This is a genomic window from Saccharopolyspora shandongensis, assembly GCF_900106995.1.
In the GTDB taxonomy this organism is placed as follows: Bacteria; Actinomycetota; Actinomycetes; order Mycobacteriales; family Pseudonocardiaceae; genus Saccharopolyspora; species Saccharopolyspora shandongensis.
The window spans coordinates 43782-67344 of record NZ_FNOK01000015.1 but is presented as its reverse complement, the minus strand read 5'-3'; the positions used below and the strand labels follow the sequence as shown (position 1 = coordinate 67344).

At 70.6% G+C, this 23563-nt stretch carries 22 protein-coding genes; 10 read left to right on the top strand and 12 right to left on the bottom strand.

From position 1 onward, the window contains the following. Positions 1 to 94: 94 nt before the first annotated feature. Together BLW84_RS17935 and BLW84_RS17930 are read right to left on the bottom strand one after the other, a co-directional pair. Positions 95 to 1645, bottom strand: coding sequence for an acyl-CoA synthetase (locus tag BLW84_RS17935; protein WP_093266740.1), 1551 nt, complete (start codon positions 1643 to 1645; stop codon positions 95 to 97). Between the two features lie 150 nt (positions 1646 to 1795). Next, positions 1796 to 2845 (bottom strand): LLM class F420-dependent oxidoreductase, encoded by a 1050-nt coding sequence (locus tag BLW84_RS17930; protein WP_093266738.1) that lies wholly within the window; start codon positions 2843 to 2845, stop codon positions 1796 to 1798. Positions 2846 to 2942: 97 nt separating this feature from the next. Here BLW84_RS17930 and BLW84_RS17925 point away from each other — a divergent pair, with 97 nt between their 5' ends. From BLW84_RS17925 to BLW84_RS17905, 5 genes are all read left to right on the top strand, one after another. Beyond that, a complete protein-coding gene (locus tag BLW84_RS17925) occupies positions 2943 to 3920 on the top strand; it encodes a Zn-ribbon domain-containing OB-fold protein (RefSeq protein ID WP_093266737.1) in 978 nt (325 codons plus the stop codon). Positions 3921 to 3938: 18 nt separating this feature from the next. After that, the gene (locus tag BLW84_RS17920) at positions 3939 to 4994 is read left to right on the top strand and encodes a thiolase domain-containing protein (protein WP_093266735.1); all 1056 of its coding nucleotides are present in this window, start codon (positions 3939 to 3941) and stop codon (positions 4992 to 4994) included. Then, on the top strand, positions 4994 to 6151 hold the full coding sequence (locus BLW84_RS17915; RefSeq protein ID WP_093266734.1) for a thiolase domain-containing protein: 1158 nt from the start codon (positions 4994 to 4996) through the stop codon (positions 6149 to 6151). The genes BLW84_RS17920 and BLW84_RS17915 overlap by 1 nt, the downstream gene beginning before the upstream one ends. After that, positions 6148 to 7017 carry a TIGR03619 family F420-dependent LLM class oxidoreductase gene (locus BLW84_RS17910; RefSeq protein WP_093266732.1) on the top strand — a complete coding sequence of 290 codons (870 nt, stop codon included), beginning with the start codon at positions 6148 to 6150 and terminating at the stop codon, positions 7015 to 7017. The genes BLW84_RS17915 and BLW84_RS17910 overlap by 4 nt, the downstream gene beginning before the upstream one ends. Before the next feature lie 89 nt (positions 7018 to 7106). Further along, positions 7107 to 7559 (top strand): nuclear transport factor 2 family protein, encoded by a 453-nt coding sequence (locus BLW84_RS17905; protein ID WP_093266927.1) that lies wholly within the window; start codon positions 7107 to 7109, stop codon positions 7557 to 7559. 342 nt (positions 7560 to 7901) lie between these two features. Here the strand turns inward: BLW84_RS17905 and BLW84_RS17900 are convergent, their stop codons facing one another. Beyond that, complete coding sequence (locus tag BLW84_RS17900; RefSeq protein ID WP_093266731.1) at positions 7902 to 9128, bottom strand: cytochrome P450; 1227 nt, start codon at positions 9126 to 9128, stop codon at positions 7902 to 7904. A gap of 211 nt (positions 9129 to 9339) precedes the next feature. Here BLW84_RS17900 and BLW84_RS17895 point away from each other — a divergent pair, with 211 nt between their 5' ends. Then, entirely contained in the window at positions 9340 to 10476 is a 1137-nt protein-coding gene (locus tag BLW84_RS17895) for a steroid 3-ketoacyl-CoA thiolase (protein WP_093266866.1), read from the top strand. 93 nt (positions 10477 to 10569) lie between these two features. On the opposite strand, the gene hsaB is transcribed toward BLW84_RS17895, so the two are convergent. The 8 genes from hsaB to BLW84_RS17855 all read right to left on the bottom strand — a co-directional run bounded on the left by hsaB (position 10570) and on the right by BLW84_RS17855 (position 18712). After that, a complete protein-coding gene (gene hsaB / locus BLW84_RS17890) occupies positions 10570 to 11124 on the bottom strand; it encodes a 3-hydroxy-9,10-secoandrosta-1,3,5(10)-triene-9,17-dione monooxygenase reductase subunit (RefSeq protein ID WP_093266729.1) in 555 nt (184 codons plus the stop codon). Further along, the gene (gene hsaC / locus BLW84_RS17885) at positions 11121 to 12023 is read right to left on the bottom strand and encodes an iron-dependent extradiol dioxygenase HsaC (protein WP_093266728.1); all 903 of its coding nucleotides are present in this window, start codon (positions 12021 to 12023) and stop codon (positions 11121 to 11123) included. Before hsaC ends, hsaB begins: the two co-directional genes overlap by 4 nt. A 106-nt stretch (positions 12024 to 12129) precedes the next feature. Next, positions 12130 to 12990 carry a 4,5:9,10-diseco-3-hydroxy-5,9,17-trioxoandrosta-1(10),2-diene-4-oate hydrolase gene (gene hsaD, locus BLW84_RS17880; protein WP_093266726.1) on the bottom strand — a complete coding sequence of 287 codons (861 nt, stop codon included), beginning with the start codon at positions 12988 to 12990 and terminating at the stop codon, positions 12130 to 12132. Next, complete coding sequence (hsaA, locus tag BLW84_RS17875; RefSeq protein ID WP_093266725.1) at positions 12987 to 14159, bottom strand: 3-hydroxy-9,10-secoandrosta-1,3,5(10)-triene-9,17-dione monooxygenase oxygenase subunit; 1173 nt, start codon at positions 14157 to 14159, stop codon at positions 12987 to 12989. Before hsaA ends, hsaD begins: the two co-directional genes overlap by 4 nt. Before the next feature lie 44 nt (positions 14160 to 14203). Continuing rightward, the gene (gene dmpG / locus BLW84_RS17870; RefSeq protein WP_093266723.1) at positions 14204 to 15247 is read right to left on the bottom strand and encodes a 4-hydroxy-2-oxovalerate aldolase; all 1044 of its coding nucleotides are present in this window, start codon (positions 15245 to 15247) and stop codon (positions 14204 to 14206) included. 136 nt (positions 15248 to 15383) lie between these two features. Continuing rightward, complete coding sequence (locus BLW84_RS17865; protein WP_093266722.1) at positions 15384 to 16277, bottom strand: acetaldehyde dehydrogenase (acetylating); 894 nt, start codon at positions 16275 to 16277, stop codon at positions 15384 to 15386. 64 nt (positions 16278 to 16341) lie between these two features. Next, on the bottom strand, positions 16342 to 17130 hold the full coding sequence (locus tag BLW84_RS17860; RefSeq protein WP_093266720.1) for a 2-keto-4-pentenoate hydratase: 789 nt from the start codon (positions 17128 to 17130) through the stop codon (positions 16342 to 16344). Between the two features lie 4 nt (positions 17131 to 17134). Continuing rightward, positions 17135 to 18712: an FAD-binding protein gene (locus BLW84_RS17855; protein ID WP_093266719.1), complete on the bottom strand. Its 1578-nt coding sequence runs from the start codon at positions 18710 to 18712 to the stop codon at positions 17135 to 17137. Positions 18713 to 18857: 145 nt separating this feature from the next. Between BLW84_RS17855 and kstD the strand changes: the two genes are divergently transcribed. The 4 genes from kstD to BLW84_RS17835 all read left to right on the top strand — a co-directional run bounded on the left by kstD (position 18858) and on the right by BLW84_RS17835 (position 23254). Further along, positions 18858 to 20531, top strand: a complete 1674-nt coding sequence (gene kstD / locus BLW84_RS17850) for a 3-oxosteroid 1-dehydrogenase (RefSeq protein WP_093266717.1) — start codon at positions 18858 to 18860, stop codon at positions 20529 to 20531. A 232-nt stretch (positions 20532 to 20763) separates the two neighbouring features. Then, the gene (locus BLW84_RS17845; protein WP_093266716.1) at positions 20764 to 21903 is read left to right on the top strand and encodes a 3-ketosteroid-9-alpha-monooxygenase, oxygenase component; all 1140 of its coding nucleotides are present in this window, start codon (positions 20764 to 20766) and stop codon (positions 21901 to 21903) included. Then, positions 21900 to 22244 carry a hypothetical protein gene (locus BLW84_RS17840; RefSeq protein ID WP_093266714.1) on the top strand — a complete coding sequence of 115 codons (345 nt, stop codon included), beginning with the start codon at positions 21900 to 21902 and terminating at the stop codon, positions 22242 to 22244. Before BLW84_RS17845 ends, BLW84_RS17840 begins: the two co-directional genes overlap by 4 nt. Next, the gene (locus tag BLW84_RS17835; RefSeq protein WP_093266713.1) at positions 22244 to 23254 is read left to right on the top strand and encodes a ferredoxin--NADP reductase; all 1011 of its coding nucleotides are present in this window, start codon (positions 22244 to 22246) and stop codon (positions 23252 to 23254) included. Before BLW84_RS17840 ends, BLW84_RS17835 begins: the two co-directional genes overlap by 1 nt. Here BLW84_RS17835 and BLW84_RS17830 read toward each other — a convergent pair. Next, positions 23241 to 23507 (bottom strand): Rossmann-fold NAD(P)-binding domain-containing protein, encoded by a 267-nt coding sequence (locus BLW84_RS17830; RefSeq protein WP_093266711.1) that lies wholly within the window; start codon positions 23505 to 23507, stop codon positions 23241 to 23243. The two genes, BLW84_RS17835 and BLW84_RS17830, sit on opposite strands and share 14 nt — an antisense overlap. Between the last annotated feature and the right edge of the window lie 56 nt (positions 23508 to 23563).

The window sequence follows — 23563 nt, the reverse complement described above, 5'->3', positions numbered from 1 at the left end:
CATGGCCTGCGGACACAACGATCGAATCGTCGGCATCACCGGCCGTGAGTCTTCTGGGTTGCCACAGCAGCCCGAAAGACTCACGGCCCGGGCGTCAGATCGCCCGGTCGCGGTCGGTCCAGTAGGGCTCCCGGAGCTTTCGCTTGTAGAGTTTTCCGTTGGGGTCGCGGGGAAGTTCCGCCGCGAAGTCGATGCTGCGCGGGATCTTGAACTTCGCCAGCCGGTCGCGGGCGAAGGCGATGAGGTCCGCCGCCAGCTCCTCCCCCGGCTCGACGCCGTCGGCCGGCTGCACGACCGCCTTGACCTCCTCGCCCCAGTCCGCGTGCGGCACGCCGAACACCGCCACGTCCGCGACCCGCGGGTGCACCGACAGGACGTTCTCGATCTCCGCCGGGTAGATGTTCACCCCGCCGGAGATGATCATGTCGCTCTTGCGGTCGCACAGGTACAGGTAGCCGTCCCCGTCGAGGTAGCCGACGTCGCCCATGGTGAACAGGTCGCCCACCCGCGCCTGCTTCGTCTTCTGCGCGTCCCGGTGGTACTCGAAGCTGGAGCCGCCCATCCGCATGTACACGGTGCCGATCTCGCCGGCCGGCAGCTCCGCGCCGTCGTCGCCGAGCACCTTGACCGTGGAGCCAGGCCACGCCTTGCCGACCGAACCCGGCTTGTCCAGCCACTCCGGCGCGGTGATCGAGGTGCCGCCGCCCTCGGTCGCCGCGTAGTACTCCACCACCACCGGCCCCCACCACTCCAGCATCGCCCGCTTGACCTCGGGCGGGCACGGCGCGGCTCCGTGGATAGCCGCGCGCAGCGACGAGACGTCGTGGCGCGCGCGGTCCTCCGGCGGCAGCGCCAGCAGCCGGTGGAACTGGGTCGGCACCATGTGCGTGTGGGTGACGTGGTGCAGTTCGATCAGCCGCAGCATCTCCGCCGGGTCCCAGCGGTCCATCAGCACCGCCGTGTGTCCGAATTGGACGGAGTGGCTGACGAAGTTGAGCACCGCGGTGTGGTACAGCGGCGAGCCGCACAGGTGCACGTGGTCGTCGAACGGCTGCAGGCCGAAGATGCCGAAGAACCACTTCGCCGCGGCCGGGACCTCGTCCGGGTCGGCCCCGGTCAGCGGGCGCCGAACGCCCTTGGGGCGACCGGTGGTCCCCGAGGTGTACAACATGGGCGAGCCGGTCGTCCGCACCTCCGGGCGCTTCGACGGCTCCTGCGCGCCGAGCCGGGAAAGGGCCTGGAATCCCGGGATCTCGCCGACCGCGAAGTAGGCCGACGCGGGAAGCCCGCTGCGCGCGGCGGCATCCACGGCCACCTCGGCGAACCGTTCGTGCGCCATGAACGCCTTCGCGCCGCTGTCCTCGATCATGTAGGCGACTTCGGCACCGACGAGGTGCCAGTTCACCGTCACCGCGTACAGCCCGCATTGCAGCGCCGCGAAGTACGCGGCGAGCAGGTCTTCGCCGTTGGGCAGCATCAGCACGATGCTGTCGCCGGGCTCGAGACCCATGCTCTGCAGGCCGCGCCCGTAGCGGTCCGCGGCGGCGGCGAGTTCGGCGTAGCTGACCGCCCTGCCATCCGGCGTGATCACGGCCGTCCGGTTCGGTTGTTGCTCGGCGATCTTCCACAGCCCAATGTCGGACACGGCGGACTCCTGTCGACGATGACGCGGGAATAGGAGTACTGAGCAGAACGCGGCGGAGGCGAGGAGTCGTGAGTGCTGAAGCCGGTTCTTACCGGATTCAGCACTCACGACACCGCAAGCCGACCCGCGCGACCTACAAACTAGAACCCGTTACAGATCTTCGGCAAGCCCCAGCGCGTCCGCGACGCCGCGCAGGTGCCCGGTCTCGCGGCAGCCGACCAGCAGCGTGTCCACCCCGGCCCGCTCCCATTCCCGCACCCTGCTGCGCACCGCGTCGGCGTCGCCGATGATCGCGATGTCGTCGACCATCTCGTCCGGCACCGCCGCCACCGCCTCCTCCCGACGTCCGGCCGCGAACAGCCGCTCCACGTCGTCGACGGCGGACCCGTAGTCCATCCGCCGGAACAGCTCGGCGTGGAAGTTCATGCCCGGCGCACCCATCCCGCCGATGTAGAGCGCCAGCGAGGGCTTCAGCCGCGCCCGCTCCGCCGCCGGGTCGTCGGTGACGACCACCTGGCAGCTGGCCGCGATCTCGAACTCCTCGCGGCTGCGGCGGGCGCCCGGCCTGGCGAATCCCTCGGCCAGCCAGTCCTCGTACGTCGCGGCGATGCGCGGCGAGTAGTACACCGCCAGCCAGCCGTCGGCGATCTCGGCGGTCTGCGCGACGTTGCGCGGCCCCTCGGCGCCCAGCCAGATCGGCAGGTCGGCGCGCAGCGGATGGGTGATCGGGCGCAGCGACTTGCCGAGGCCGAGCGAGCCGGGCCCGTCGTAGGGCAACGGGTGGTGCGGGCCGGCGTTGTGCACCGGCGCCTCCCGAGCCAGCACCTGCCGCACGATCGAGACGTATTCCCGCGTTCTGGCAAGAGGTTTCGCGAACGGCGCGCCGTACCAGCCTTCGACGACCTGCGGGCCGGACACGCCGAGCCCCAGCACGCAGCGACCGCCGGAGAGGTGGTCCAGGGTCAGCGCGTGCATCGCGCACGAGGTCGGTGAGCGCGCGGAGAGCTGCGCGACCGAGGTGCCCAGCCGGACCCGGCTCGTCCGGGAACCCCACCAGGCGAGCGGCGTGAACGCGTCCGACCCCCAGGACTCCGCCGCGAAGATCCCGTCGAATCCCGCGCGCTCGGCTTCGAGAACGAGTTCTTCCGCATTCGACGGCGGTTGCGCACCCCAGTAGCCGAGCTGCAGCCCTATCTTCATCCGCGAACCTCCTCGTCCGACGGCACTGCTCCGGATCCTCCCGGATCATCCTGCCCGGATATTGCCCCAAAATCGAGAACATGTTTCACTTCGTTGTGTGACTGGGCTCCCGGAACCACTCAGCGCACCTCTCGAAATCGGCTTCGACTACACCCGATCCCTGGGGCCGGTGCACGGCCGGTTCGCCACCGCCCTGCGCGATCGCCGGATCGTCGGAGTCCGCGGCAGCGACGGCCGGGTGCACGTGCCGCCGGTCGAGCACGACCCGGAAACCGCCGCCGCCCTCGACGAATTCGTGCCGGTCGGCACGCAGGGCACCGTCGTCAGCTGGACGTGGATGCCGGAGCCGATGGAGGGCCAGCCGCTCCAGCGCCCGTTCGCCTGGGCGTTCGTCCTGCTGGACGGGGCGGACACGCCGATGCTGCATGCCGTCGACGTGCCGTCGCCCGAGCGGATCAGCACCGGAATGCGGGTGCAGGTCCGCTGGGCCGAGGAGCTCGGCAACGGCATCCGCGACATCGCCTGCTTCGAGCCGGCGCACGACGTCGTGAGTGATTCGGAGCGCCATGACGATCCAAACCACTCACGACCCGAACCCGTCACCACGCTGATCTCCCCGGTGCGCCTGCACTACCAGCACTCGGCGTCGCCCGAGGAGAGCCGGTACCTGCGCGGCCTCGCCGAAGGACGGCTGCTCGGGCAGCGCTGCCCGGCGTGCGCGAAGGTCTACATCCCGCCGCGCGGCGCTTGCCCGACCGACGGGGTGCCCACCGAGGAAGAGGTCGAGCTCCCCGACACCGGGATCGTGACCACGTTCTGCATCGTCAACGTCCCGTTCCTGGGCCAGCGCATCAAGCCGCCGTACGTGTCCGCGTACGTGCTGCTCGACGGCGCCGACATCGCGTTCCTGCACCTGGTGCTCGGCTGCGCGGCCGACGAGGTCCGGATGGGAATGCGGGTGCGCGCGGTGTGGAAACCCCGCGAGGAGTGGGACCACACGCTGCAGAACATCGACCACTTCGAACCGACCGGCGAGCCCGATGCGCCGTTCGAGTCCTACGCCCAACACCTCTGAACCCTCCGGGAGTCCGCCGTGACAGACGTAGCCGTCGTCGGGTTCGCGCAGGCACCGAACGTGCGCGCCACCCGGGGCACCACCAACGGCGTCGAGATGCTGGTGCCGATCTTCCGCGAAGTGCTGGCCGACACCGGCCTCGCCAAGGAGGAGATCGGGTTCTGGTGCTCGGGGTCGTCGGACTACCTCGCGGGCCGGGCGTTCTCGTTCATCGCTGCGGTCGACGCCATCGGCGCGTTCCCGCCGATCAACGAGTCGCACGTGGAGATGGACGCGGCGTGGGCGCTCTACGAGGCGTGGGTGAAGATCCGCACCGGCGAGGTCGACACCGCGCTGGTCTACGGCTTCGGCAAGTCCTCGGCGGGTGACCTGCGCCGGACCCTCGCGCTGCAGCTCGATCCCTACTCGGTCGCGCCATTGTGGCCGGATTCGGTGAGCATCGCCGGATTGCAGGCCCGGCTGGGCCTGGACGCCGGCGACTGGACCGAGCGCGACATGGCGGCCGTGGCCGCTCGAAGTCGCGCCGCGGCAACGGAAAATCGCAGCGCACAGGTGTCCGGATCGGTCGATGCCGAGGCTCTGCTCGGCGAGCCCTACATCGCCGATCCGCTCCGCGCGCACGACTGCGCGCCGATCTCCGACGGCGCCGCCGTCGTCGTCCTGGCGAGCGCGGATCGGGCCCGCGAGATCCGCGAAAGGCCCGCCTGGATAACCGGTTTGGAGCACCGCGTCGAGTCGGGCAGCCTCGGCTCCCGCGACCTGCGCCGATCGGTTTCGACCACCGCCGCGGCACGCGCCGCCGGGACCGACGGCGTCGAGGTCGCGGAGCTGCACGCGCCGTTCACCCACCAGGAAATCCTGCTGCGCCAAGCGATCGGGCTCGACGACTCGGTCGCGATCAACCCTTCCGGCGGCGCGCTCTGCGGCAATCCGATGTTCGCGGCCGGCCTGGCCCGCATCGGCGAGGCCGCGGCGCGCGTGATGGACGGGCGGGCCGGGCGGGTGCTGGCGCACGCGACCAGCGGCCCGGCGCTGCAGCAGAACCTGGTCTGCGTGATGGAGGGAAGGTCCTGATGGGCAAGCGGTCGGCGGCGGTCCTCGGGACCGGCCAGACGCACCACACCAGCAAGCGGCTGGACGTCTCGATGGCCGGGCTGTGCCGGGAGGCCGCGGAGCGGGCGCTGGCCGACGCGGGCCTGGACTGGCCGGACATCGACGCCGTCGTGGTCGGCAAGGCGCCCGACCTGTTCGAGGGCGTGATGATGCCGGAGCTGCACCTCGCCGATTCCCTCGGCGCCACCGGCAAACCGCTGCTCCGGGTGCACACCGCCGGATCGGTGGGCGGCTCGACCGGCAACGTCGCGGCCAGCCTCGTGCAGGGCGGCGTGCACCGCCGGGTGCTCGCGGTGGCGTTCGAGAAGCAGTCCGAGTCGAACGCGATGTGGGCGCTGTCGATCGTGCCGCCGTTCACCATGCCGGTCGGCGCGGGCGCGGGCGGCTACTTCGCCCCGCACGTCCGCTCCTACATCCGCCGCTCCGGGGCACCCGGGCACATCGGCGCCATGGTCGCGGTGAAGGACCGGCGCAACGGCGCGCGGAACCCGTACGCGCACCTCAAGCAGGACGACATCACGCTGGAATCGGTGCTGGCCTCGCAGGTGCTGTGGGATCCGATCCGCTACGACGAGACCTGCCCGTCCTCCGACGGCGCGTGCGCGGTGATCATCGGCGACGAACCGGCCGGCGGCCCGGCCGCGTGGATCCACGCCACCGCGATGCGCACCGAGCCGACCACCTTCGCCGGGCGCGACCAGGTGAACCCCCAGGCCGGGCGGGACGCGGCCGCGGCGCTGTGGAAGCAGGCGGGCATCACCGATCCGCTGTCCGAAGTGGACGCCGCGGAGATCTACGTGCCGTTCTCCTGGTTCGAGCCGATGTGGCTGGAGAACCTCGGTTTCGCGGCCGACGGTGAGGGCTGGAAGCTCACCGAGGCCGGGGAAACCGCGCTGGGCGGGCGACTGCCGGTCAACCCCTCCGGCGGCGTGCTGTCGTCGAACCCGATCGGCGCGTCCGGGCTGCTGCGGTTCGCCGAGGCGGCCATGCAGGTGACCGGCAAGGCGGGCGAGCACCAGGTGGACGGTGCCCGCACCGCGCTCGGCCACGCCTACGGGGGTGGCTCCCAGTACTTCTCGATGTGGGTCGTCGGAGCCCAGAAACCGGGGGAACGATGAAGTTCACGCTGTCCGTCGCGATGAGCCCGCTCGACCAGCTCACCGAGCTGGCCCGCACCGCCGAGGAATGCGGCTTCGACTCGGTCGCCCTGCCGGATTCGCTGTTCTACTCCGAACAGGTCTCGGCGGCCTACCCGTACACCCCGGACGGCTCGCGGATGTGGACCGCGGAAACGCCGTGGGCGGACCCGCTGATCGCCGCCGCGGCGATGGGCGCGGCGACCTCGCGCCTGCGGTTCTACACCTCGGTCCTCAAGCTCGGGCCGCGCAATCCGGTGCTGCTGGCACGGCAGCTGGCGTCGGTGGCGGTGCTCACCGGCGACCGGTTCGGCCTGGGCATCGGGCTCGGCTGGGCGCCGGAGGAGTTCGAGTGGTGCGGCGCCCCGTACGCGAAGCGCGGCGCGCGGGTGGACGAGGCGATCGAGGTGCTGCGGCTGATCCTCGCCGGCGGAATGGTGGAGTACCACGGCGAGTTCTTCGACTTCGACCGCCTGCAGATGAGCCCGGCACCGGCGCGCCCGGTGCCGATCTACGTCGGCGGACACACGGACGCGGCGCTGCGCCGGGCGGCCCGGGTGGGCGACGGCTGGGCATCGGCGATGATGGGCATCGACGACCTGCGCAGCACCATCGGCCGGCTCGCCGAGCTGCGCGCGGAGTGCGGGCGAGCGGGTGAGCCGTTCGAGATCCAGGCGGTCTGCGTGGACCGCTTCGGCGTCGACGGCTACCGGGAGCAGGCGGAGATCGGCGTGACGGACGCGATCGTGGTCCCCTGGCTGCTCGACGGCCACGGCTTCGACGCGGACCTGAGCGTCAAGCAAGCGTCGATCGCCAAGTTCGCCGGTAACGTGATCAACAACGTGTGACCGCGACCCGGGCGCAATTTCGCGAGGAATTGACGTTCACCCGGCCGCTTTCGCGCGAAACCGACGCGCACCGGACCAGGAGGCAGGACGTGGACGAGGACAGCAAGGGCGTGCACTGGGCGGCGACCCGCGAGCCGCACCCGGCGCGCGAAGCGGCGCTGGCGTCGATCAGCGCGGTGGCGCGCGGCGCCAAGGACGAGTGGGTGGCGCTGTTCGCGTCGGACGGCGTCGTGGAGGACCCGGTCGGCCCGTCGGTCTTCGATCCCGAAGGCCTCGGCCACCACGGCCGCGAAGGCATCGCCGCCTTCTGGGACCTGGCGATCGCCCAGGCCGACCGCATCGAGTTCCACATCGACGACTCCTTCGCGGCGGGCCGCGAAGTGGCCAACGTCGGCCGGGTCACCACGTTCCTCCCGGACGGCAATGCGATGGACGCCGAAGGCGTCTTCGTCTACCGCGTCGACGACGTGGGCCTGATCCTCTCGATGCGCGCGTTCTGGGAATTCGACCGCGCGATGGCCACCATCCGACAGGCGAACTGACTCCGGCGCGCTGCGGAAATGCCCGAAGGCGCCGGTGCCTGACGGGGCGGCGTTTTCGCGCGAAATCGGCGCCCTGCGGTCACGCCTCACACGTACCCGCACCCAAGCCGAAACGAGCCCTGAAAAACGGAAACCCGCCTCGCCACACTCGGACTGCGGCGGGGCTCCGAGCGTTTCGATCGCCGTGCTGACCGGAGACGTGCTCGCCGACTTCACACGGTGGGCCCAAGGCCTGACCGGTTAACCCGAGCGCCGAAGTTCCCAATTTTAGGCAAAATCGGACGCCCTAGAACGAGCGGCACCCCCAGCCGGGACTGCCCGGCCAGGGGTGCCGCTCATCGATCAGGTGTACTGGACCTGGACTTCCTTGATGCCGTTGAGCCAGCCGGAGCGGAGGCGGCGCGGGTCGCCCACCCGCTTGATGTCCGGCATGTGGTCCGCGATCGCGTTGAAGATCAGGTCGATCTCCAGGCGCGCCAGGTTCGCACCGAGGCAGTAGTGCGCACCGTTGCCGCCGAAGCCGACGTGCGGGTTCGGGTCGCGGGTGATGTCGAAGCGCTCCGGCTCGTCGAAGACCTCCGGGTCGAAGTTCGCCGAGCTGTAGAACATCCCGACCCGCTGGCCCTTCTTGATCTCCGCGCCGCCGAGCTCGACGTCCGCCGTCGCGGTGCGCTGGAAGACGACCACCGGCGTCGCCCAGCGCACGATCTCGTCGGCCGCCGTCGACGGTCGCTGCTCCTTGTAGAGCTCCCACTGGTCCGGGTTGTCCATGAACGCGAGCATGCCGTGGGTGATGGCGTTGCGGGTGGTCTCGTTGCCCGCCACCGCCAGCAGGATCACGAAGAAGCCGAACTCGTCCGCGGTCAGCGCGTTGCCATCGATGTCGGCCTGCACGAGCTTGGTCACGATGTCGTCCATCGGGCAGCCGCGGCGCTCTTCCGCCATGTTCGCGAAGTAGCCGAGCATCTCGGCGGCGGCGACCTCCGGCTGGATGTCGTACTCCGGGTCGTCGTAGCCGATCATCTGGTTCGACCAGTCGAAGATCTCCTTGCGGTGCTCCTGCGGCAGCCCGAGCAGTTCCGCGATCGCCTGCAGCGGCAGCTCGCAGGCCACGTCGGTGACGAAGTCGCCGGTGCCGCGCTTGCGCGCCTCGGTGGCGATGTGCTGCGCCCGGTCGCGCAGCGCGGCCTCCAGGCTGTTGATGGCCCGCGGGGTGAAGCCCCGCTGCACGATCTTGCGCAGCTTGGTGTGCTGCGGCGGATCCATGTTGATCATGATGAACCGCTGCAGCTCGATCTGCTCGCGGGTCATGCCCTCGTTGAACCGGATCACGGCGGTGTTCTCCCAGGTGGAGAACACGTCGCTGCGCCGGGAGACCTCCTTGACGTCGGCGTGCCTGCTGACCACCCAGTAGCCACCGTCGTCGAACCCGCTTCGGCGGTCGGGCTGCTGGTTCCACCACACCGGCGAGGTGCGGCGGAGCTCGGCGAACTCGGCCAGCGGCAGCCGTTCGGCGAGCAGGTCGGGGTCGGTGAAGTCGAAGCCCTCCGGAATGCGCGGTGCGACCACGGATACCTCCTACAGCGGCGCGAGATCCGACCGAAGAAATGGAACGGGTTCTAAGCAAGAGAACCACACTTCCAAGATTCAGTAAACCCCTGTAACTAACCTTGAATCGAGCAAGAGAACGCACTTTCGACCAGGCTCGATTCGAGCTCTTGTAAAGACATCAGAACGTGTTCTAGTTTTGAGCGCGGAGACCGTGCGAGAGGAGATCCAGGTGGGCAATCCGGTGATCGTGGAAGCGGTCCGCACGCCGATCGGCAAGCGCCGCGGCCGGCTCTCGGGGCTGCACGCCGCCGAGATCCTCGGCGCCGCGCAACGCGGCCTGCTCGACCGCGCCGGCATCGACGCCGCCGAGGCCGACCAGGTGATCGGCGGCTGCGTGACCCAGGCCGGCGAGCAGTCGAACAACGTCACCCGAACGGCGTGGCTCAACGCCGGCCTGCCGCACCAGGTCGGGTGCACCACGGTCGACGCGCAATGCGGGTCGGCCCAGCAGGCCACGCACCTCATCGCGGGCCTGATCGCCGTGGACGCGGTGCGGGTCGGCATTTCCTGCGGCGTCGAGGCGATGAGCCGCGTGCCGCTGCGCAGCAACCTCGGCACCGACGTGGGCATGCCCCGGCCGGACACCTGGGACATCGACCTGCCGAACCAGTACGAGGCGGCGGACCGCATCGCCGCGCGCCGCGGCATCGGCCGCGAAGACCTGGACGCCTTCGGCCTGCGTTCCCAGGACCGCGCGCAGGCGGCGTGGCGGGAGGGCCGCTTCGACCGCGAGATCGTCCCGGTCCGCGTTCCCGACGGCGACCCGGTGACCCGCGACGAGGGCCTGCGCGAAACCAGCATGCAGGCCCTCGGCGGCCTGAAACCCGTTCTGGAGAACGGGATGCACACGGCCGGGACGTCGTCGCAGATCTCCGACGGCGCGGCGGCCGTGCTGCTGGCCGACGCCGACCGGGCCGCCGAGCTCGGCCTGCGGCCGCGCGCCCGGATCGTCGCGCAGTGCCTGGTGGGCGGCGAGCCGTACTACCACCTGGACGGACCGGTGCAGGCCACCCAGCGGGTGCTGGAGCTCAGCGGCATGAAGCTCGGGGACATCGACGTCTTCGAGGTGAACGAGGCGTTCGCCTCGGTGGTCCTGTCGTGGGCGGCGGTGCACGAACCGGACCTGGACCGGGTCAACGTCAACGGCGGCGCGATCGCGCTCGGCCACCCGGTCGGCAGCACCGGAGCCAGGCTGATCACCTCCGCCCTGCACGAGCTGGAGCGCCGCGACGCCACAACGGCGCTGATCACGATGTGCGCCGGAGGAGCCCTGGCCACGGGCACGATCATCGAACGGCTGCGCTGACCGCTCCGAGGCGAACGGCCCGTGTGCACTTCCTGTTGCTACAGCGACAGAAAGTGCACACGGGCCGCAACCTTGCCTCGGGCACCGGGGCGCTCAGAGCCAGTCGTCGGGGTGGATCGTGGTGAGGAACAAGTCGAGATCCGTTGGCGGCAACTGCGGCGTCGGGGCGAGGCCCGCGTAGGCGCCCCGGTAGAACAGCAGCGGGGCCTCTGCGGTGGTTTCGCCGAGGGACCGGACGCGGCCGATGGCGATGTAGTGGTCGCCCGCTTCGTGCACCGCCTCGATGTCGCAGTCGATCCAGGTCAGCACGCCGTCCAGGATCGGCGCACCCGAAGGAGCCGGGTGCCAGCGGAGGCCGGTGAACTTGTCGTCGCCGCTGCGGCCGAACACGGTGCTGACCGGTCGTTGCGACTCCGCCAGGACGTTGACGCAGAACCGCCCCGCCCGCTCCAGCACCGGCCAGGCCCGGGACGTCCGGGACGGGCAGAACAGGACCAGCGGCGGGTCCAGGGACAGCGCCGCGAACGACTGGCAGGCGAAGCCCACCGGCCGCTCGCCGTCCGTCCCCGTCACCACCGTGACGCCGGTGCCGAAGTGCCCCAGCACCCGCCGGAACACCGCCGGCTCCGGGGCCTCGTCGCCGGTCATGGGCGGGCGCCGACGCTGAAGTCGTGGCCCCACAGGCTGACCGCCGTGCTCTCGCGGGCGATCCAGTCCTCGTCGTCGACCTGCCTGCCCTCGCAACCGAATTCGACGTCGAAGCCGCCGGGCGTCTTCATGTAGAACGACAGCATCAGGTCGTTGACGTGCCGCCCCAGCGTCGCCGACATCGGCACCTTCCGCCGCTGCGCGCGATCCAGGGTCAGCCCGACGTCGTCGACGTCGGCGACCTCCACCATCAGGTGCACGATCCCGCTCGGCGTCGGCATCGGCAGGAACGCCAGGCTGTGGTGGCGCGGGTTGCAGCCGAAGAACCGCAGCCAGGCCGGATCCCCGTCCGCGGGGCGGCCGACCAGTTCCGGCGCCAGCCGCATCGAGTCGCGCAGCCGGAAGCCGAGCACGTCGCGGTAGAACCGCAGCGCCGCCTCGTCGTCGTGGGTGGACAGCACCACGTGTCCGAGGCCCTGCTCCTCGGTGACGAACCGGTGCCCGTACGGGCTGACCACGCGGCGGTGCTGCAGCGCCACCCCGTGGAAGACCTCCAGCCCGTTGCCGGACGGGTCGTTGAAGCTGATCAGCCCGTTGACCCGGCGGTCGGCGAGCTCGTCGGCCGTGCCTTCCTTGTACGGCACGCCCGCGCTCTCCAGCCGGGCCCGGATCTCGTCCAGCTCCCCGGAGTTGGCGACCTCCCAGCCGGACGCGGCGAGCCGGTCCTGCTCGCCGGGCAGGATCACCAGGCGTGCCGGGAAGTCGTCCATCCGCAGGTACAGCGCTTCCGGGTCGCCTCCGGTGCCTTCGATCATGCCGAGCACCTTCAGGCCGAACACCCGCCACGCCTCGACGTCGGTCGCCTCGATGCGCAAGTAGCCGAGCGAACGAATGCCCACGGCGGGCCTCCTATTGATCGTCTTGATCTTGGCTTGCGTAGCAGTGCAGGTGGCGGCCCCCTGCGGGAATTACGGCCGCCTTCTCACATGAACCAGGTCCCTCAAGTCAGTCGAGCAGGAAATCCTTGGCGATCCGGTTGAATTCGGCGAACTTCTCCAGCTGCGCCCAGTGCCCGCAGCGGCCGAACACGTGCAGCTGCGCGCGCGGGATCAGCTTCAGCGCGACCAGCGCGCCGTCCAGCGGGTTGACCCGGTCCTCGCGACCCCAGATCAGCAGGACGCGCTGCCGCAGGCGGTACGCCTCGCGCCACAGCATGCCTTCCTCGAAGGTGTCCGGGTGCATGAACGACGCGCCCATCGCCCGCATCGCGGCCAGCGATTCGGGGGTCGAGGCGGCGGCGTAGCGCTCGTCGATGAGCTCGTCGGTGATCAGCGACTGGTCGTAGACCATGATCCGCAGGAAGTCGGCGAGCTTCTCCTTGCTGGGGCCCGGCGGCGCGCCGAAGGCGCTGAGCTTGCGGACGCCTTCGGTCGGGTCCGGCGCGAACGCGTTCAGGCTCAGCCCGCCGGGGCCCATCAGCACCAACCGCCCGGCGCGGTCCGGGTGGTTCAGCGCGAAGCGCACCGCCGTGCCGCCGCCCAGCGAGTTGCCCAGCAGGTGGGCGCGCTCGATGCCGAGCTCGTCGAGCAGCTCCAGCAGCGCGGTCGCGCTGTGCGTGAAGTACTGGCCGTGCTCGGTCGGCTTGTCGGAGCGGCCGAAACCTGGCTGGTCGACGGCGATGGCGTGGAAGTCCTCGGCGAAGACACCGATGTTGCGGGAGAAGTTGCTCCACGAGGATGCCCCCGGTCCCCCGCCGTGCAACATGACCACTGTGGACGCCGAAGGATCGCCGGCCTCGTGGTAGTGCAGGGTCAGCCCGGACGGCAGCTTCGCGGTCCGGCTCGTCGTGTCGAAATCGACCGTCATACCATGGAGTCCTTCACTGGGATGCCGAATTCTCCGGAACCGAACATCAGGTAGGCGCGCTCCAGGTCGTTGGCGGCGTGCACCCGGCCCGCGTGCGCGTCGCGCCAGAACCGCTGGATCGGCGTGCCCGACCACAGCGCCCGCCCACCGGAGTTCTCGAAGAGCCTGTCGATCGCCGAGATCGAACGCGCTGTGCCGCGCACCTGGTCGCGCCGCGCCCGCAGCCGCAGCGACATCGGGACCTCCTCACCTGCCTGCACCAGCGCGTACTCCTCGGCGAGGTTGGTCGTCAGCTGCAGCCACGCCGCGTCGATCTCGCTGGCCGCCTCCGCGATCCGCACCTTCGCGAACGGGTCCTCCTTGGCCTTCTCCCCCGCGTACGCCGCCCGCACCCGCTTGGCCTGGTGCGCCACGTGCGCGTCGTAGGCGCCTTGGGCCATGCCGATGATCGGGGCGGTGATGGTCGACGGATGCACCGTGCCCCAGGGGAGCTTGTACAGCGGCGCGGTGTTGACCTCGTGTCCCGGGCATTGCGTCTTGGACATCGACACGAAGCTCAGCGCCCGGTGCCGCGGGACGAAGACGTCCTCCACGACGATGTCGTTGCTGCCGGTGCCGCGCAGGCCGACGGTGTCCCACACGTCTTCGATCCGGTAGTCGCCGAGCGGCAGCAGGTACGTGCAGAAGTCCACCGGCTTGCCGTCATCGCCCAGCACCGGCCCGCCGAGGAACACCCACGACGCGTGGTCGCAGCCGGAGGAGAAGCTCCACTTCCCGCTGAGCCGGTAGCCGCCGTCGACGATGGTCGCCCGGCCCATCGGCGCGTACGACGAGGAGACCCGCGTCGCCGGGTCGTCGCCCCAGACTTCGTCCTGGGCCTGCTCCGGGAACAGCGCGAGGTGCCACGGGTGCACGCCGAGGATCGACGCCACCCAGCCAGTCGAGCCGCACGCGCTGCCGATGAGCCGGACCGCGCCGTAGAAGTCCAGCGGATCGGCCTCGTATCCGCCGTAGCGCTCCGGTTGCAGCAGCGCGAAGAAACCCGCCTCCTGCAGGGCCGCGATGGTCTCGTCCGGGATCTTCCGGCCGTCCTCGGCCTTCTGCGCGCGGTCCCGCAGGACCGGCAGGAGTTCCCGCACCCGTTCGACGACTGCTCGACTGTCCTTCATCGGCCGCTCCCGTTTCCCGAGTAACCACAGGCTAGAACATGTTCTTATTCGTGTCGATCACGCTGGAGTTCGAGCGCGATGTCGATGAGCTGGTCCTCCTGACCGCCGACGAGCTTGCGCTCGCCCGCGCGCACCAGCAGCGCCGCCTCGCTGACGCCGTAGCGCTCGGCCTGCCGGGCGGCGTGCTTGAGGAAGCTGGAGTACACCCCGGCGTAGCCCATCATCAGCGCGGAGCGGTCCAGCAGGCATTCCTCGGGCATCGCCGGGCGCACCACGTCCTCGGCCGCGTCGGCGATGGCGAAGAAGTCGATCCCGGTGCGGATGCCGAGCTTGTCGCACACGCCGACGAACGCCTCCACCGGAGTGTTCCCCGCCCCGGCGCCGAAACGCCTTGCGCTGCCGTCGATCTGCACCGCGCCGGCCCGCGCCGCGGCGACGGAGTTGGCGACGGCGACGCCGAGGTTCTCGTGCCCGTGGAAGCCGACCTGCGCCTCGCCGCCGACCTCCGCGACGAGCGCCGACACCCGCTCGGCCACCTGCTCCAGCACCAGCGCGCCCGCCGAGTCGACGACGTAGACGCACTGGCAGCCCGCGTCGACCATGATCCGCGCCTGCTTCGCCAGCGACTCCGGCGGCTGGGAGTGCGCCATCATCAGGAATCCGACGGTCTCCAGGCCCAGCTCGCGCGCCAGGCCGAAGTGCTGCTCCGACACGTCGGCTTCGGTGCAGTGCGTGGCGATCCGGCACACCGAGGCGCCGTTGTCGCGGGCGATGACGATGTCGTCGGTGACGCCGACGCCCGGCAGCATCAGCACGGCGATCTTGGCGTTGCGCGCCGTCTCGGCGGCGATGGTGATGAGTTCCTGTTCGGGCGTATGGGAAAACCCGTAGTTGAACGACGAGCCGCCCAGCCCGTCGCCATGGGTCACCTCGATGACCGGCACGCCCGCGCCGTCCAGCGCGGTGACGATGTCGCGCACCTCCGCCTTGGTGAACTGGTGGCGCTTGTGGTGCGATCCGTCGCGCAGCGAGGTGTCGGTGATCCGCACGTCCAGGGCGTCGGAGTAGGTGTTCGGCAGGCCGGTCATGCCAGTTCCGCCTCTCCGCGTTTCACAGTTGTGGTTGCGTCCGGCTCGATCTCGCGTTTCGCGGTTTCTTGTGGCCGGTTTGCGTCACGTTCCCCTGAGGTGCGGTTGAGGAGGACTGGGGTTGACACAGGACTACTCATGCCACTGCCTCCTTGCTGACCAATTGCTCGCCCACCCGCACCGCGGCGGCGGTCATGATGTCCAGGTTCCCGGAGTAGGGCGGCAGGAAGTCGCCCGCGCCCTCGACTTCGACGAAGATCGCCGCGCGCGCCATGCCACCGGTGGCCGGCGACGGCGGGTCGAACTGCGGCTCGGCCAGCAGCCGGTAGCCGGGCACGTACTCGGCGATCTCGGCGGCCATCTTGGTGATCGACGCGCCGATCGCGTCGGTGTCGGCATCGGCCGGGATGGCGCAGAAGATCGTGTCGCGCATGATCACCGGCGGGTCGGCCGGGTTCAGCACGATGATCGCCTTGCCGCGCTCCGCGCCGCCCAGCACCTCGATGCCGGTGCTGGTGGTGCGGGTGAACTCGTCGATGTTGGCGCGGGTGCCCGGCCCGGCCGACACCGACGCGACCGACGCGACGATCTCGGCGTAGGCGACCGGCACCACGCGCGACACCGCGTGCACCATCGGGATGGTGGCCTGGCCGCCGCAGGTGATCAGGTTCAGGTTCGGCGCGTCCAGGTGCTCGTCGAGGTTCACCGGCGGCACCACGTAGGGCCCGACGGCGGCGGGCGTGAGGTCGATGGCCCGGATGCCCGCCTCGGCGTAGCGGGGCGCGTTGGCCCGGTGCACCTTCGCCGAGGTGGCTTCGAAGACCACGTCCGGGCGGTGGTTCTCCAGCAGCCAGTCCACGCCGTCCGCGCTCGCCGCGACCCCGAGGTCCGCCGCCCGGCGCAGCCCCGCGCTGGCCGGGTCGATGCCGATCATCCACCGGGGTTCGAGGTGCGCGGAGCGGCTCAGCTTGTGCAGCAAGTCGGTGCCGATGTTGCCGGATCCGACGATCGCCGCGGTCGCCTTGCGCATTCCGCCTCCTTTCTGCAGGTCAGTTGCCGTGAGTGCACGATCCGGTTCTTACCGGTCTTCGCGCTCACGACCCGAACGACACCGACACGGAGCCCAGCTCGGCTCCGCCGCACCGGAAGTCGGCACGGAACTCGTCACCGGGTGACACGTCGATCGCGCGGGTGCAGGAGCCGGGCAGCACGACGTTCCCGGCCCGCAGCCGCACCCCGAAGGCGGCGACCTTCCGCGCCAGCCAGGCGACGGCGGTGGCGGGGTTGCCCAGCACCGCGTCGGACCGGCCGTGCTCGATGGCCTCGCCGTTGCGCCACAGCACTGCGCCGATCCGTTTCAGGTCAACGGAATTCGGGTCGATCCGCGCCGCGCCGAGCGCGAAGCCCGCCGAGGACGCGTTGTCCGCGATCGTGTCCACGAGGCTGATCCGCCAGTCCGCGATCCGGCTGTCGATCAGCTCGATCGCCGGCACCAGCGCCTCGGTCCCGGCCAGCACGTCGGCCTCGGTGCACGCCGCGGGCAGGTCCGCGCCCAGCAGGAACCCGACCTCCACCTCCACCCGCGGCACGCAGTACCGCCGCGGGTCGACCGGTTCGCCCTCGGGCAGCCGCATGCTCGCCAGCAGGTGCCCGTAGTCGGGCTCGGACACGCCCATCATCTGCTGCATGACCGGCGAGGTCAGCCCGACCTTGTGGCCGATGACCGGCTCGTCGCGCCGGCGCACGTTCAGCAGCTGGATCTCGTAGGCATCGACGGCGTCCAGCCGCGGGATCGTCTCCACCAGCGGCGGTATCGGCGCGCGATCGCGCTCGGCGTCCCAAAGCCGCTGCGCCACCTCGGCGCGCGCGTCAGCTGCCAGCATCCGTTCACCCCTTCGCCGAGTTGAGTCCGGCCCGGCGGCCGGAGAACACGCAGTCGGCCAGCGACAGCCCGCTGATGTAGGACTCCGAGCACACGCCGACCGCCGAGCGACCGGCCGCGTACAGGCCGGGAACGGTGCCGCCGTGCTCGTCCCGCACCTGCCCGGTGCCCTCGTCGACGAGCAGCCCGCCGAGGGTGAGCATCGGGCACGGATAGGCCAGGCTCGGCCGGATCGAGACGTCCAGCAGCGCGAACGGCGGCCGGTCCAGGACCCGGACGAACTCCGCTGGCTTACCCGCCGGATCGGGTTTCCCTTCGCTCGCGGCCATGTTGTGGCTGTCCACTGTGTCCCGGAGTCCCGCCGCGTCGACACCGGCCGCGCGGGCGGCCGATTCGAGCGTGTCGCCGGTCGCAGCGGTCGAGAGCAGGTAGTGCGCTTGCAGCCGCTGGAACCACACCGTCTGGCTGCGCAGCTGCTGCTTGGCGAGCCGGCTCAACCGCTGGTCGATCAGCAGCCAGCCGCGCCCGCCGTGCCGCTCGACGAGCGCCTGCCCGTGCGCGGCGCCGTAACGGGATTCGTCGCCGATCCGCCGGCCGTCCTGGTCGACGAGGACGCCGCTGAGCATCGCGCTGGGCGGGCTGATGAACCGCCACGCCGACACTCGGTCCAGCTTGCCGAGCGCGCCGCCGACGTCCTGCCCGAGCCGGATGCCGCTGCCGTCGTCGCCCTGCGTGCCCAGCGGCAGTCCGCCCCGGTACGCGGGCGCGAAACGCCGCATCATCTCCCGGTTGGCCACGAATCCGCCCGCGGCCAGCACCACCGCCCGGTCCGCGTGGATCCGCACGGCTTCGCCGCGCCGCTCCAGCCGCTCGACCCGGCCGTGCAGCAGCCGCGCCAGTTTCGGCACGTACAGCCCGGGTTTCGCCGCCACGCGGCTCAACGCCCGGTGCACGCGGCGAGCACCTCCGCCGACGCGCTCGCAGTCGACAGCGCAGACCCGGCCATCGGCGTCCAGCACCAGCCTGCGCGCACGGGTCTCGGTGAGCACCTGGACCCCGGCCCGGCGCACGGCTTCCGCCAGCGCCGCGAACAGCACTTTCCCCGACGTGCCGCGGCCTTTCGTGCGGTGACCGCGCGGGGCGGGCGCGGCGACGTCCCGGAAACCGCCCGCCGCCTCGCTGCCGGAGTAGTAGAGGTAGTGCCGGTTGCTCGGGTACGACGTCTTGTACGGGCAGAGGCTTCCCTCGAACGGGACGCCCTGCTGCTCCAACCAGGTGATCATGTCGGCGCTGGACTCGCAGAAGCGGCGGAGCGTGTCCGCGCCGACCGCGTCGCCGACCTCTTCCCGCAGGTATGCGTACATCGCCTCGGGCGTGTCCGGCACACCGGCCGCGCGCTGCTGCCGGGTGCCGCCGCCGGCGTAGACGACGCCGCCGGACAGGGCGCTCGCACCGCCGCCGCCGAACCGGTCGATCAGCACGACGCGGGCGCCCGCGCGGGCCGCTTCGAGCGCGGCGCAGGCCCCGGCGACGCCGAAGCCGACGATCACCACATCGGCGTGCAACGCGCTGCGCTGGACCATCGCACCCCTCACCAGTTTGAAACAGGTTCTCTTCGCTACTTCATCGAGGCAAGTGCTCGTTTTCTGGCTACACCATAGCGCCACTGGCGCAGAAATCTATAACATGTTTCAGTATTGACCGCGAGGTTGGCGCGAGGGAGGTGCGATGACCGCAGGGACACCCGATGGCCGCTCCGAGTTCGACGTCGTCGTGGTCGGCAGCGGCGCCGCCGGGATGACGGCGGCGCTCACGGCGGCCCGGCAGGGACTCGACACCGTGCTGGTCGAGAAGGCGGCGAAGTTCGGCGGCTCCACAGCCCGCTCCGGCGGCGGCGTGTGGGTGCCGAACAACCACGTGCTCGCCGAGGCGGGCATCACCGACACCCCAGAAGCCGCAAGCACCTACCTCGCCCACATCGTCGGCGACGCGGTCGACGCCGAACGGCAGGCCGCCTTCCTGGCGGCCGGGCCGCGGATGCTCGCCGAGGTCCTGCCGAGCACGCCGTTGCGCATGCGGTGGGTGCCCGAATACGCGGACTACTACCCGGAAGCCCCCGGCGGCCGGGTGCGCGGGCGATCCATCGAGGCCGCGCCGCTGGACGGCCGAGTCCTCGGCGATCTGCTCGCCGATCTCGAACCCGGCTACGGCAAGGCCCCGGCGAACCTGGTCATCACGCAGGCCGACTTCCGGTGGCTGAACCTGCTCGCCCGCCACCCGCGCGGCCCGCTGCGCGCCCTGCGGGTGGGCACGCGCTGGCTGCTCGCCCGGATCCGCGGGCAGCGCCTGCTCGCGCTCGGCCAAGCGCTGTCCGCGGGCCTGCGGGTCGCGCTGCGCGACGCCGGCGTGCCGGTGTGGCTGAACACCCCGCTGATCGACCTGGAGCACGACGGCGGCCGGGTCACCGGCGTCGTCGTCGAGCACGACGGCCAGCGCCGGACGCTGGTGGCGCGGCGCGGAGTCGTGCTGGCCGCAGGCGGTTTCGAGCACAACGAGCAACTGCGCAAACAGCACCAGCGCGAGCCGATCGGTACGCAGTGGACCGTCGGCGCGAAGGCCAACACCGGCGACGCGATCACCGCCGCCCAGCGGCTCGGCGCCGCGACGGAGCTGATGGACGACGCGTGGTGGGGGCCGTCGATCCCGCTGCCCGGCGGGCCGTGGTTCTGCCTCGCCGAACGAACCCTGCCCGGCTGCATCCTGGTCAACGGCGACGGCGAGCGATTCGGCAACGAAGCCGCGCCGTACGTCGACGCGGTGCACGCCATGTACGGCCCCGGCGACGGGCCCGGGCGGCACATGCCGACCTGGCTGATCGCCGACCAGCGCTACCGCAACCGGTACATGTTCGCGGGCCTGGGCCCGCGGCAGCCGTTCCCGGGCCGCTGGTACAAAACCGGGGCCGTTCAGCGGGCGGCGACGGTCGAAGCGCTGGCCGAGCGCATCGACGTGCCCGCCGCCGCGCTGCGCCGCACGATCGAGCGGTTCAACGGCTTCGCGCGCAACGGCGTGGACGCCGACTTCCGGCGCGGCGACTCCGGATACGACCGCTACTACGGCGATCCGCGCAACAAACCGAACCCGAGCCTGGGCGCGCTGGAGGTAGCGCCGTTCTACGCCGTGAAGATCGTGCCGGGCGACCTCGGCACCAAGGGCGGCCTGCGCACCGACGTGCACGCTCGGGTGCTGCGCGAAGACGGCACGCCCATCGAAGGCCTGTACGCGGCAGGCAACACCAGCGCCGCCGTGATGGGCCGAACCTACGCCGGGCCCGGAGCGACCCTCGGCCCAGCGATGACCTTCGGATATCTCGCCGCGCAGCACCTGGCAACCGAGGAGTGATTTCGGCAATGGATTTGAGTAGCGGCGCAGGTAGCGGCCCCCCTGCGGGAGTTACAGACGCCGTCTGGACTCCGGGATCCCCGACTTGTGTATGTCCAATACACGGCGCTGGGGCTGTCCTCGCCAGACGACGTCTGAGAACCCGCGGCGGTGCAAGTTGAGTCCCCCACCGCATGCGGCTGACGCCGCATTCTCAAAAGACTTCTGAGGCGGTACGAGCGAAAGGGACGAGATGACGGCGGCAAACAACGACGAGGTGCGCACCATCGACGTCGGGACCCCACCGACCCGGTTCGCGCGCGGCTGGCACTGCCTCGGCCCCGTCGAGCAGTTCAAGGACGGTCGGCCGCACGCCGTGGAGGCCTTCGGCACCAAGCTCGTCGTGTTCCAGGGCGAGGACGGCGGCCTCAACGTGCTCGACGGCTACTGCAGGCACATGGGCGGCGACCTCACACAGGGCACCATCAAGGGCAACGCGGTCGCCTGCCCGTTCCACGACTGGCGCTGGGCGGGCAACGGCCGCTGCACCGGAATCCCCTACGCCAAGCGGATCCCGCTGCGCGCCCGCACCAAGGCGTGGCCCGCGATGGAGGAGAACAAGCAGCTGTTCGTGTGGAACGACCCGCAGGGCAACCCGCCCCCGGCGGACGTGACGATCCCGCACCTGCCGGAGGCGTTCTCCGACGAGTGGAGCAACTGGACCTGGGACACCGTGCGCATCGAGGGCTCGAACTGCCGCGAGATCGTCGACAACGTGGTGGACATGGCGCACTTCTACTACATCCACTTCGCGTTCCCGACGTACTTCAAGAACGTCTTCGAGGGCCACGTCGCCAGCCAGTACCTGACCACCAAGGGCCGCCCGGACATCGGCGCGGGCACCTACTCCGGCAGCGACAACCAGGTGCGCTCGGAGGCGTCGTACTACGGGCCGTCGTACATGATCGACCGGCTGTGGAACGAATACCACGGCTACACCATCGAAACGATCCTGATCAACTGCCACTACCCGATCACCGCCGACTCGTTCGTGCTGCAGTGGGGCGTGCTGGTCAAGAAGCTGCCGGGGCTCTCCGACGAGCAGGCGGACAAGCTGGCGGGCAAGATCGCCAAGAACACCGGCGTCGGGTTCCTGCAGGACGTGGAGATCTGGCGGAACAAGACGCGGATCGACAACCCGCTGCTGTGCGAGGAGGACGGCCCGGTCTACCAGCTGCGCCGCTGGTACGAGCAGTTCTACGTGGACGTCGAGGACGTCAGCGAGGACATGGTGGCGAGGTTCGAGTTCGAAGTGGACACCAGCCGCGCGAACGAGGTGTGGGAGCGGGAAGTCGCGGAGAACCTGGCGCGCAAGCAGGCGGAGAGCTCATGACCTGGGCGAAGGCACCGGACCTGGCCGACCGGCCCGCGGCGCTGGCCCGGGTGCGCGAGAGCACGGCCGCCGACCGGGACGACTACCTGCGCTCGGGGCTGTGCCCGGTGGCGTGCGGGCGCTGCGGCGTCCGGGTGCTGGCGAAGAAGAACAGCCCGCAACACACCAGCATCCAGTGGACCGCCGAAGGCGCTCGCCGGTGCGCGACGTTCGCCGGCCGCCCGGCGGGCGAGGTCGCCGAGTCCTGCGCCGACGTGCTGGCGAGCATCGACGCCGCCGCCCGCGACGGTCTGATCGAGACCCCGCCGCACGATCCCGACGGAGATCCCAGGAGCCTGTGATGCCCGAACCCGCCCGACTGCGGGTCGCCGCGGTCATCGACGAGACCCGGGACAGCCGGTCGCTGGTGTTCGAGCCGCCGCCGGAGTGGTCCTACCGGCCCGGCCAGTTCCTCACCCTGCGAATCCCCAGCGACCGCACCGGTTCGGTGGCGCGCAGCTACTCGCTGTCCAGCTCGCCGCACGTCGACGAGGCGTGGCAGGTCACGGTGAAGCGAGCCGGCTTCGGCTCGAACTGGTTGTGCGACAACGTCGCCGCCGGGACCACTGTGGACGTTCTGCCGCCCGGCGGCGCCTTCACGCCGAGTTCGCTCGACGAGGACTTCCTGCTGCTCGCGGCGGGCAGCGGGATCACGCCGGTGATGTCGATCGCGAAGTCGGTGCTGGCGGCCGGGACCGGGCGCGTGGTGATCGTCTACGCCAACCAGGACGAGGACTCGGTCATCTTCGCCGCCGAGCTCCGGGATCTGATCGCCCGGCACCCCGACCGGCTCGTCGTGGTGCACTGGCTGCAATCGGTGCAGGGCCTCCCGACGGTGCCCGCGCTTCGCGAGCTGATCAGGCCGTTCGCGGACCGCGAGTGCTTCGTGTGCGGCCCGGGCGGTTTCATGGACGCCGCCGCGGAAGCGCTGAAGGACCTGGAAGTCCCGCGCGCTCGGACCCACGTCGAACGCTTCGTCTCCCTGAAGCGCAACCCCTTCGAGAAGCGGAAGCCGAAAGCGCCCGAGCCGCCCGAGGACACCGCGACCATCGCGGTCGAGCTCGACGGCGAGAACCACCGGTTCGCGTGGCCGCGCCAGAAGCGCCTGCTGGACCTGCTCCTGGAAAAGGGCCTGGACGCGCCGTTCTCCTGCCGCGAAGGCGCGTGCAGCGCATGCGCCTGCCGGATCCGGAGCGGCGAGGTGAAGATGCTCCAGAACTCGGTCCTCGACCAGGAGGACCTCGACGACGGGATCATCCTGGCCTGCCAGTCGCTCCCGATCACCGACGAGGTCCACATCACCTACGATTGAGGGCTCCAGCGAGCACGTCCGAGGCGAAGTCCGCCGCCGAGCGGGGCGGCCGCCCGAGGACCGCCTGGACACCGGCGCCCAGCTCGGACTCCGCTTCCACGCGGTAGTTTCGGTAGAGCGCGGCCAACCCGGCGACGTACTCGGCCGACAATCCGGTGCGCACCAGCCGCGCCTGCCAGCCGGCGTCGGGCACGATGTCTCGGTATCGGACCGGATTCCCCAGGACGGCACCGAACGCAATGGAGCCGGTCACGTGCCGTGAGTGTTTTGTGTTGCTATAGCAGCACAAAGCACTCACGGGCTCACACC